We start from the raw sequence: 9,487 nt of genomic DNA on the forward strand, positions 1-9,487 counted from the left end.
GCCCGATACCGAGCGTGAACATTGTCGCAAGCGGGCTGATTGCGTTGGGGAGGATATGCTTGAACAGGATGCCCCTGGGCGAGTGGCCTAACGCCTTTGCCGCCTCAACATAACCAGTAGCTTTGACCCTCAGAACCTGCACCCTCACCATGCGTGCATATCCTGGCGATGTTCCAAGGCCGACCGCGATAATCAGTGTCGAGACCGAGGTGCCCAACAACGAAACGAAGAGAAGCGCAAGGAACAGAGTGGGGAGAGCGAACAGGGCGTCGAAGAGCCGGCTGAGCACGTTGTCGATCCAGCCGCCAGACAGGCCCGCCGTCACGCCGAGTATGAGCGCGATGGCAAGGCTGAGCGCAGTCGCACCCAGCCCAATGGAGAGAGACTGACCTGTCCCCGCCACGATGCGGGAATAGAGATCCCGTCCGGACTGGTCCGTCCCCAGCCAATGCGTCAATGAAGGGGCCTTGAGAGGTGACATCAAGCTCAGCGCCAACGGATCATGCGTCTGAAGCAGTTTCGGCGCAATCGCCGCGATGAGGAAAAAGGCGGTGAAGACAGTCGCGATATAGACCGGAACCGGAAACATACGGGCGCCCGTCAGCACTCTTGCAGTTATGAACGCTTTTGTATGTCCCGCGGAGCCATTGGCGAAACTCATGCCTCTTTCATCCTCGGGTCGACGAGTTGTATCGTGAGATCCACGATCAAGCTGGCGGCGACAAACAGCGCAGCTGAAACCAGGATCACCCCTGACACGACCGGGACATCGCGTGTGGACGATGCTGCGACAAGGACGCCGCCGAGCCCCTGACGGCCGAAGACCGCTTCAATCAATACGGCGCCCGACAGCAGCTTGCCTATGATCCAGCCGGAAAGGGTGATCCCCGGCAAGGCCGCATGGCGCAGAGCGTGACGTAGACGGAGGCTGAGATCACCTGTGCCGCGCATTCTCGATGAGGTGATGAAAGGCTGATCAAGAACCCGCGTGAATCCGCTCAAGACCGCTTGACCAAGGAAGCCGTAGATTTCCAGGGCCAGGGCCATCGTAGGCAGAACGACGCCCATGAGGGTGTTGCCGCCCACGACAGGAAACAAGCGAAGCTGGATCGCGAAAACGACCAGCAGGATTGTCGCCAGCCAATAGGGCGGCAGGGTTGCCAGGAAGACCTGAAACCCGCCTAGCGCCTTGGACCATATGTTGTTACGCCCGGCGAAAAGAACCGTGGTCGTGATGGTGATGATCCAGGCGGTCAACATGGCGGCAAAAGCGAGCGCAATCGTTGGTCCGATCTGGCGCGCAATCAGGTCTGTGACAGGTTGATATTGGACGTAGGACTGCCCAAGGTCTCCGTGCATCACGTCCCTTACATACTTTCCGTATTGCACGAAGACGGGTTGATCGAAGCCATATTTGGCATTGATGGCGAGTAGCTGGTCCCGAGGAATCTCTCCCACGTTTCCGCTATTTGCATTGAAGATGATCTGGGCCCGTTCCCCGGGCATCAGAAACTGCACAAAGAAGGTGAATGTCGCCGCGGCCCAAACCACGATCAGGCCGGACAAGAGCCGGCGCGCTAGCCAAAGGCTTTGATGGCCTATCGTCTTCACCGCATTCATTTCTTGTCGGTGAAATATGCGTCCGAGAAAACGGGCTCGCCCACCGACCCGCTGTCGAGCCAGATGTCCTTCACATTATCGGCTAAAGCGAGGGTGACGTCCAAAACCGTGTAACTCAGGGACGGCGCGTTCTCGATAATCCGCCGTTCCGCCTGCTGATAAAGCGCGGTCCGTTGCGCCTTGTCACCAGCCTGTTCAGCCTTCTGAATGATGTCCCACAGGGGCAGATCCTGATAGCGGGATGGATTGAAGGGATTGCGGACACCATTCAGGTCAGGCTTGTACGAAATACGATAGATCTCGGCGCCAGGCGCAACCCAATACAGTGGAACGACCTCATAGTCATTTGGACCAAGATTCTTTCCTGCCCAGAAATCAGCCTGGTTGGTCGGCTGGAGCCGCACGTCGAACCCTGCGGCCTTCGCTTGCTGCTGGATGATCTGCAGGACCTGATCGCCGTCGGGAGGCGAAAAGGCATTGGTGTAGGTGATGCGTATGATCAGCGCTTTGCCGTTCTTGCTGCGAATGCCGTTTGCATCGCGCTCTGTCCACCCAGCCTCATCGAGCAGCTTGTTCGCCTTCGCGAGGTCATAGGAATAGGATTTTGAGAGCTCGCTGACATATTCCGGCGAGCTTTGGCTCAAAGCGAAATTGCCCTCATAGGGCAGTGAGCCAAGAAACGCCGCTTGCACGGCAGCACGTCGGTCCGAGGCGTAAGCAAAAGCCTGCCGAACACGCACGTCGTCGAACGGCGGTCTCTCGGAGAACAACGCAAGCCGAAGCGGCGTTCCACCCGTGAGGTGGCGCACGATCTTGAACCGGGAATTGGCGTCCTGCCAGTTGACGGCAGGGATATGATAGACAACGTCGGATTCGCCGGTCAGAAGTGAGCCGTAGCGTATCGTGGGGTCAGCGAGAAAACGCCACTCAATTCCTTCGACATAGGCTGGGCCTTGATGCTTGGCAGTGGCCGGCGCCGAATTATAGTTTGGGTTTCGACGGAATATGACGTTCTTGCCGCGGTTCCATTTCTCTACGATGAACGGACCCGAACCAACTGGGCTTTCGCAGTTCACGGCCTTGCTACGCTTAAGCGCCGTCGGCGACAAGATGCCTTGCGAGGACTGCGCAAAGACATTCAGCAGCGGCTCGAACGGCGTCTTCAACGTGATTTTGAGCGTCAGCGGGTCGGCAACCGCCGCGGACTCGAAGATGCCCCTGAGATAAGGACCGGCTGTGGGGTTCTCGAGCTCCGGACTGTCGCTCAGCCATCCATTGATGTTATCGACGACCGCCTGGGCGTCCAGAGACGTCCCGTCCGTGAATTTGACATCGGGCTTGATCTGGAAGGTGTAAGTTTTGCGGTCATCCGAGATGGTCCAGGCGGTCGCAAGCCAAGGCAGGATCCTTCCGTCTTCAGCCCTGGCGACCAGATTGTCGCTGAATTGACGCTGAAGGTACCACTGCTGCACCCAACCACCATAGAGGCACGGCGGCTCCTGGAAGTGTCCGTACCGGATAATCCCACCCGATTGCGGCTTGCCAGCCGAAGCGCCCTCCGCGTGCACCGGATCCGCAATCGAAAGGCCAGACATCGCGATGGCGATGATTGCGGCGCGAGACTTCACACGACGATTCAGACTTTTGAGAAGAAACACCGCATGAACGGCAGCCGGCTTGGACATGATAAGCTCCGAATGTGATAAAGGAGAAGCACTCAGGCGGCGGAGACCTGGTCGGTGCGCTCGCCCTGCAGTGGGATGCCGAGGTGCTCGCGCAGCGTTTCGCCGCGATAATCCGAGCGGAACAAGCCGCGCCGCTGAAGAACGGGAACAACGTGATCGACGAACGCAGGCGTGCCGTCGGACAGAACATCAGGTATGACGTTGAACCCGTCGACTGCGCCAGCCCGGAACCATTCTTCGAAGGATGCGGCAATCTGTTCCGGCGATCCGACCAGCACCCGGTGGCCGTAAGCAGGCGCCTCTACGATGATCTGGCGGACTGTTTTGCCGGAGCGCACGAGAGCTTCCACAGTGCGATGTTGGCCAATGGAAAAAGCAGCGTCCGCATGTCCCGGCAGTAAGCTGAGGTCGATTGGCTCGTTGATCTTCAGCCTTTCGGCAGGAAAGCCGAAACGACTGGCCAGCGCATCAAGGGCAACGTCAAAGTTGATTAGATCGTCAAGCTCCGCCTTGCGCTTGATTGCTTCCTCTTCGGTTCCGCCGACGAACGTGACGATACCCGGCAGGACAAGGGGCGCCCGTCGTCCATGTTGAGAAGCAAACGACCTGAGGCGATCGGCCTCGCGCAGGGCGATTTCCAAATCGCCTGTCGATGAGAACACGGCATCGGCGCTTCGGGCCGCGAACCGGAGCCCTGGATCGGATCCGCCGGCCTGGAAAATAACCGGCTGCCCCTGTCTTGAGCCGGGATGTGTCAGTGGCCCGCTGATGTCGAAGAACTCGCCGGCATGCCTCGTCGTCCGCAGCCTGCTCGGATCACCAAACCGCCCCGAGGCCTGATCCAGGATAAGAGCGCCTTCTCCCCAGCTATGCCAAAGGGTTCGCACCGCCTCCACAAATTCTTCGGCTCGGCGATAGCGGTCATCACGTGACAGCACGTCGCCGCCAAAGCTCCTGGCCGTATAGACATTGGACGTCGTAACTGCGTTCCAGCCCGCACGGCCGCCACTGACAACGTCAAGCGACTGGAATCGGCGCGCGAGGTTATAGGGTTCGTTGTAGGTGGTGGATGCCGAGCCGATCAGGCCGACAAATTTTGTTTCTCGCGCAATGCTGGCAAGCGTGATCGTCGGCTCGATGCCGTTGAGCGGTGGGTGCTTCTCGATTGCTGGATCGAGCGCTGGCGTGTCGGCGAGGAAAACCGCGTCGAGCTTTCCACGCTCGGCGAGCTTCGCGGCTCGTACGTAATGCTCAATATCGTAAAATGCGCCGGGAGAATTTCCGGGCCACCGCCACGCTGCGGTATGTCCCCCAGCACCATGCAGGTTCAAGCCAAGGTGAAGCTCACGTTCAAGCACTGACGTCATCACGCGGCACATGCGGTTCGTGTAGAGGTGGACCGGAAGGTCAAAAACGGCATCGCACTCTTCTCAATTTTCGGTAGCCATGAACGCGTCATGGCACTCCAACATTGTAGAGTAGCCGACCAGCGTCAACCGCGGAGGAAAAATAAGAATGCCTGTTTCAATTCGTGCCGCCGGATAATTAATTTCTGTTGGGAATGCCTCATGGCGCGGAACGATAAACTCCGTGACTGAGAAGCCCCATCTATCTGGTTTGCATCACATCGACGGACCGACGCAGCGACCAACTCAGAGTCGCGTAGACACGAATGCGCCACAAGGCATTCCAGCGCCAGCGACAAGAGCGTTGCTTGCGTCTATGCATCATACTGCGCCCCGCGCACAAAGATTGAATCTCAGGGTGCACGGCTCGGAACAGAAGGGCGATCGCGCCGTAATCAAGCTTGCGCGTTCTGATGTTTCAGGACTGATAGCCCCATCGTCATAATCCGAGCCATCTCAAGGTAATGAGTTGCAATGGATCACTGATAGGCCGTCCTGTCTCGACCTTGCGCGCCAACATCTGCGGCGTGCGCCAGGGGCGCATCGCCTAAACGCAAAATGGCACCCGTAGGAGCGTGAGCATAGCCCCCCGAAGGGGCACGCGGGTCCGAGTGCAGTGACGACCGGTAGGGTGGTTGGCAATGATGGGACGCTGGAGCCATCTGCCTAAGTACGGGGATCAGTCATCGCAGTTTGTGGATTTCGATGAGATAGTCCGTACCTGAACGAGGATGCGAGAATACATGTCTTGCCTCTTTTTGACCGCCAGAAGCGGTTCGGCAGAGACGCGTCAATATGAGCCACTCTGAATGTTCAGCTCTTCAGAGAGCCCGCGTATCTCAGGCTGCGGGTCCATAGACCGACGAGCGCGATAGTGATGAGGATCGTCACTCCGGATGCCATATAAAGCGCGGCCTCAATTGCGTTTGGAAATAGGGTCGGAAGGAGGAAGATCAGCGCACCGAGCCCGGCCGTCAGCAGGGTCGTGAAGGCCTGGACGCGCCCAATCAGGGCCGAATCCACAACGGTCGAAAGATGTCCGTTGGCCGCGGCCCGTGACAGGCTCCACAGCATTCCAGCTATGGCATAGAGCACGATCGCCATCAGCGGGCTGGTCACAAAAGACAGCACAACCAATGAGGCCGGGCCCCTGCAAGAACCGCGGCGGTTGCTCGGGCCAGTTTCCTGGCGAGCGCAGGTATCCCGGCAAGAGCGAGAGCGGCCATGCCGGCGATCGCGGCGGTCATCTCGAGCATGCCGAAGAGATCGCTCCCGCCGCCAAGCGAATGAATAACGAAATCAGGCAACAATAGGTTTGTAATCTGGATCACCGCAAGGCCAGTCCCACCGTGACCGCGGCGGACAGGCTTTGCGGTTCGTTCAGAAGATAGCGGAACACTTCACGCGAAGCGGAAAGCGGAGTAAGGCCCTTTATCGAACTGCGACTGCTTTCGGTTCCCGTCGTCAGCCTCCCGAGCAAAGGCAGAATGGCCACAGCCATACCGGCCGATAGGCCGGCTGTGGTAGCGCCGCCGAGACGATCTATGGCATAGCCCGCCATACCTGTCCCGAGGGCAAGACCGGCCTGATTGAAGAAGGAGAGGCGGATGTTGAATGCCATGCGCTCGGTCTCGGGAACGATTGACTGGAGCAACCCACTCATCGCGCCGGCCAGCAGCGCTAACCGAACGCGCCGAGAATGGCCGAAGAACCAGGAGTGGTCGCGAGAGGTCCTCGGGGAGGAGCTGCACGAGGGCCAACACAAAAAGGCCGCAGGCCCTGATTGCTTGCCCCGTCGCGCTGACTGTGAGCCGACTATGTCGGTCGACGATGTACCCGCTGAGGGGCGCCAGAAACAATCCAGCGACGCTCGAGGTCAGCAGCAGAAGGCCAACCAGACTGGATCCGCCGGCGTGGAAGCCAATCCACGCCGGCAGGACGATGCCAACGCCAACAATAAAAAACGACGCTGAGGAAAACCTAACAAAGCAAAGTCGGTGTGTTGCTTGCATATCCAATTCGTTTCCTCCCGCTCTCCAGGAGGTTACCGCCCTCCCCTCAAGCTCGACCCGGGCGCGGCCGCTGCAAGGCGGAAAGGCCAGAATACGAAATCACAAATCCGGCCGTTCCCTGTCTCCGCGGAGATATCGGCGTGGACAATGGCACGGTCGCTATTACTCGCGGCCCTTAGAGTTGATCGTCGCCGCGCGCGTGGACGTGAATGGGATTTTTGATCTAAATTTTGATCTCAACGAACAGGGTCCCGGGCTGCGGCGTAGAGCGAAGAGGTCGCGGCTCGTCGCACGATCAGCAGCATTTTGAACGAGCGAACGGGCGCCTAACCAAGATCATCCGCCGGGACCGCCAATGGCACGAAGTCAAGGGAGCTTCGACCGGTGCCGACGGTTGCGCCGTCGGCGATTGAGGCCGGGGCGGTGCGAGAGGATGCCCGATCGAACGTGACGCCGATAAGGCATTGTGTCCGGTTCGCTGTTGCCTGGCGTCGCAATGCAACTGAGGACGCGAGCTTACTCGAATGTGGACGTCCAACCAGGCGGAAGCCCAACCCTTACCTGCACAGCGGGCGATTCGATTTAGATGAGCAAAGACTGATGTCTCGATCACGCTTGACGATCACATCAGCGCAATCGCCATCCTTGTCGCTGGAATGCGTAGATCGGATTCATCCCGCAATAGGCTGAGGTACCGGAGGCGGTGGCCATACACTGGTCATAAAACTGGCAATTGCCAGGATATCCCAAGGTACGTCCCTGCAGGCAATAAACGTCCTGCCGAGCCGGTGGGATGTGCTAACGCCCCCGCGGAGCGGCGGTCGAAGGCGATCCAAAGCCGACGAGCATCGGAAGTGCAAACACAGCGATGAAGAAAAGGTTGCGCATGATCTAGCCTCCGTTAAGTCTTGAGAGGATAGAAAATCCAGAAGTGATATTTTGATATTGGTAAAGGGCAAAACAATCCGTAGACGGTTTGGCCGATCGCCTTCGAAAGAACTCCAAGCGTCAGTCGCTCCGGCTTTCAAGCAGCATTCCTGCTATTTCTAAAAAGACGCGCATTTTTCAAGCGTGATGGCAACGTGTGCGGCGGAACACTCTACGGCAACAGCCGATCGGAGCTTGAGCACTCTCGCGCTTGCGCAATAAGTCAATTCGGGGACGGTCACAAATCGGCGCGCTTCAATGAGCTAAAGGAGTGGAAGATCGGCCATCAGGTACTCCGCGAGCGCGCATCGCTTGAGATGGGCGACTTGAGCGGGCCCGGCAGCGCCACATGACGATTCAGTGAGCTTGAGCTATCCTACGATTTCGTGACCCGCTCGATCCGGCGCAGCAGGGAATTGGCATACTCTTCACGCTCGCGCATGAAGCGCTCTTGCTGAGCTTTGAAGCTCTCGACCCGTTTTCTGATCTCATCGCGTTCACTGCCGCCATAGTCGGGCACGCTGAGGCAACCCGGCTCAACGACTTTTTTCGGCACAGAGCGGGGCCGCTCGATCTCTACCTTCAGCGATTCGGTGAAGGCCATCGTTTCAGCGACGAGCGCATCGAGCTCGCTCTTCCAATCGTGCATTGACGCAACCCCCACGAAATAATCCCGCCATGCTAGACGAGCCAATTCATCACAAGCCAGGCTGCGGCAATGGCGCAAACGCCGATTGCCAGATAGCGCAGTCCAACCCTCATGGTTCAAAGGAAGACCTCGATCCGTAGTGTCGCGCGTCGGGGCGACACTACATCAGCTACGCTCCGGTCACAGGCTGCCCATGCGAAAGACGGTTCTCGGATCCGGGCAACGGCCTCGAATGTCTTTCTAAAGTGGGGCAGCTCTGGGCTTGGCGATATCGCAACTTCCCACACTCGATGTGGTGAAATTCATCAAAAACGAGCTCCCGGACGCCGAATTCAAGCGCCATCGCAGGGTTGCACCTCGTGTGTTGCCGCCTACGAGCGCCTGTTCCCTGACCGATTGAGCGCGCGCTACTGTTTCGGCTAGCCGCGGTAGAGTCAAAGTCGAAGTTCTTTGTTTTCGGGCTTTCGATTCAGGAATTCTGCGTCCGACGGCGACAATACGCAACGCGGGATCAGGATCCTCGACCGGTCGGCGGCTCGCGAGCTTTGACCTGCAAAGCTGAATGCCGACTGCGAGCTAGTCCCTATTTCGCTTGAAGCGATATGGGATTGCCGGAATGCCGGCCAACCTGTAGACGATCCCGGCGCCGCCGCGCGGTCGCCTTTCAGCGGCGGGGCCTGTAGCTCAATGGTTAGAGCCGGCCGCTCATAACGGTCTGGTTGCAGGTTCGAGTCCTGCCGGGCCCACCGCCCTTAAAAAGGGCCCTTGATCTCTCAGCGCTTTTTGCCGATTAGACAAATTCAACCACCACAACTAGACAAATTCGTTTCTCAGTTTTCACCACGGTTTGTTCTGCGCCAGCGACTTCATCGCGTCCTCGTTTTCTGAGCCTCTTCGAGCTGCGCGATGGCGCGCTTCGCACGGCGCTTCCGGTCGGCGTTCTCAATGTAAACCTGAAGCTCGCGCAGATCCTTGTGACCGCTGATCGCTTGCAAGTCGCGCACGTCCAGCACCCGGCCATCGGGCCCCTCGTAATCAGCGAGCCGCGTCAGGCACAGCTTGCGCAGGCCGTGGCTTGAGCATTCCGGCAAGCCCGCCTCGTCGCACCACTCGCGCATCTTGTTGCCGAACCCGTTCGCCGTGAACGGCTTGCCGAACGATGTCACGAGGTAGGTCTCGGTGCCGGTC

The 9,487-nt window shown here is 58.6% G+C and carries 10 protein-coding genes, 1 tRNA gene and 1 pseudogene; 2 read left to right on the forward strand and 10 right to left on the reverse strand.

Features of this window, described 5'->3' with window-relative positions:
- The 7 genes from IF809_RS37190 to IF809_RS37220 all read right to left on the reverse strand — a co-directional run.
- Positions 1-661, reverse strand: a 661-nt coding sequence (locus IF809_RS37190) for an ABC transporter permease (RefSeq protein ID WP_462839977.1), incomplete at its 3' end; no start/stop codon positions are given.
- Positions 658-1,620, reverse strand: a complete 963-nt coding sequence (locus IF809_RS37195) for an ABC transporter permease (protein ID WP_038936789.1) — start codon at positions 1,618-1,620, stop codon at positions 658-660. The genes IF809_RS37190 and IF809_RS37195, both read right to left, overlap by 4 nt.
- Positions 1,617-3,305 (reverse strand): ABC transporter substrate-binding protein, encoded by a 1,689-nt coding sequence (locus IF809_RS37200; RefSeq protein WP_038936788.1) that lies wholly within the window; start codon positions 3,303-3,305, stop codon positions 1,617-1,619. The genes IF809_RS37195 and IF809_RS37200 overlap by 4 nt, the downstream gene beginning before the upstream one ends.
- A gap of 32 nt (positions 3,306-3,337) precedes the next feature.
- A complete protein-coding gene (locus IF809_RS37205) occupies positions 3,338-4,672 on the reverse strand; it encodes an NtaA/DmoA family FMN-dependent monooxygenase (protein WP_038936787.1) in 1,335 nt (444 codons plus the stop codon).
- Between the two features lie 852 nt (positions 4,673-5,524).
- On the reverse strand, positions 5,525-5,815 hold the full coding sequence (locus IF809_RS37210; protein WP_028144232.1) for a hypothetical protein: 291 nt from the start codon (positions 5,813-5,815) through the stop codon (positions 5,525-5,527).
- A gap of 11 nt (positions 5,816-5,826) precedes the next feature.
- Positions 5,827-6,042 carry a hypothetical protein gene (locus tag IF809_RS37215; protein WP_240536567.1) on the reverse strand — a complete coding sequence of 72 codons (216 nt, stop codon included), beginning with the start codon at positions 6,040-6,042 and terminating at the stop codon, positions 5,827-5,829.
- Positions 6,039-6,332 (reverse strand): hypothetical protein, encoded by a 294-nt coding sequence (locus tag IF809_RS37220; protein ID WP_240536566.1) that lies wholly within the window; start codon positions 6,330-6,332, stop codon positions 6,039-6,041. Before IF809_RS37220 ends, IF809_RS37215 begins: the two co-directional genes overlap by 4 nt.
- 196 nt (positions 6,333-6,528) lie before the next feature.
- Here IF809_RS37220 and IF809_RS37225 point away from each other — a divergent pair, with 196 nt between their 5' ends.
- The gene (locus IF809_RS37225) at positions 6,529-6,684 is read left to right on the forward strand and encodes a hypothetical protein (RefSeq protein WP_462839978.1); all 156 of its coding nucleotides are present in this window, start codon (positions 6,529-6,531) and stop codon (positions 6,682-6,684) included.
- 666 nt (positions 6,685-7,350) lie between these two features.
- Here the strand turns inward: IF809_RS37225 and IF809_RS37230 are convergent.
- Together IF809_RS37230 and IF809_RS37235 are read right to left on the reverse strand one after the other, a co-directional pair.
- Positions 7,351-7,500: pseudogene (locus IF809_RS37230) on the reverse strand (DUF3551 domain-containing protein); the annotation flags it as partial.
- Positions 7,501-8,026: 526 nt separating this feature from the next.
- Positions 8,027-8,299, reverse strand: a complete 273-nt coding sequence (locus IF809_RS37235) for a hypothetical protein (protein WP_038936786.1) — start codon at positions 8,297-8,299, stop codon at positions 8,027-8,029.
- Between the two features lie 673 nt (positions 8,300-8,972).
- On the opposite strand from IF809_RS37235, the gene IF809_RS37240 reads away from it, so the two are divergent.
- Positions 8,973-9,045 (forward strand) — tRNA-Ile (locus IF809_RS37240).
- Positions 9,046-9,165: 120 nt separating this feature from the next.
- On the opposite strand, the gene IF809_RS37245 is transcribed toward IF809_RS37240, so the two are convergent.
- On the reverse strand, positions 9,166-9,487 hold a 322-nt coding region (locus tag IF809_RS37245; RefSeq protein WP_462839979.1), incomplete at its 5' end, for a tyrosine-type recombinase/integrase.

The sequence above is a fragment of the Bradyrhizobium sp. UFLA06-24 genome (assembly GCF_054967145.1).